This is a genomic window from Shewanella sp. K8, from assembly GCF_028823715.1.
GTDB lineage: Bacteria > Pseudomonadota > Gammaproteobacteria > Enterobacterales > Shewanellaceae > Shewanella > Shewanella algae.
Window position 1 is genome coordinate 1 of record NZ_JAPEHY010000090.1, and the last position, 825, is coordinate 825.

1 protein-coding gene is annotated in these 825 nt (G+C 44.2%); it reads left to right on the forward strand.

Annotated elements, in window-relative coordinates:
- The coding region (locus ON072_RS21030; protein WP_274626189.1) for an IS110 family transposase at positions 1 to 711 on the forward strand (711 nt) is incomplete at its 5' end.
- Positions 712 to 825 lie beyond the last annotated feature (114 nt).

Consider the following 825-nt stretch of genomic DNA (forward strand, 5'->3'; position numbering starts at 1 on the left):
CGGCCAAATATTGTCTTTGTAAAGCCACGAACCTTGGAGCAAGTTGATCTAATTTTAGTGCATCGAATTCGTGAACGCCGGATACGGGAACGCACAGCATTGAGCAATCAAATACGTGGGCTACTTAACGAGTACGGCATTGTTTTTCGCCAAGGTAAAACTCCTTTTATCACTGAGTTGCCAGAAATCTTGGCAACTGAAAATAATGGCTTAACAGTGACCGCGCGTCGCTATATTCGAGAGTTACTTGATGAGCTTAGAACCATTGATGCTGCAATTAAAACCACAGAAAAAGAAGTTCAAGCACAAGCTAAAAATCACCCTGATGCTAAACGCCTAACAGGTATACGTGGTGTTGCTGAAATGATTGCTACCGCTGTAGTTTCATTTGCTGGTGATGGTTCTGGCTATAAAAATGGCCGTCATTTCGCGGCAAACCTCGGCTTGGTTCCCAAGGAGTTTTCCAGCGGCGGGAAACAAAAACTTGGCAGTATCACTAAGCGGGGGAATAGTCACTTGAGGCGATTACTCATTCAAGGTGCTTGGTCAGTCATTAGGTATGCGGACAAAAGTAATGATCGCATTTCACAGTGGGCGTTAAAGCTTATCGAGCGCCGAGGAAAACACAAAGCCGTCGTAGCTGTAGCCAATAAACTTGCAAGGATCATTTGGGCGATGCTGTTTTATCGTACAGAGTATCGGCCAAACTGATAGGAGATAGTCACTTCCTAAAATGCAAAAGTAGCTAATGAAGTAACAGGTAATACCGGCCTTTGTAAAGCAGCTCAAGTACAAGGAACTTTGATTCCGGAGGGATGATATGCA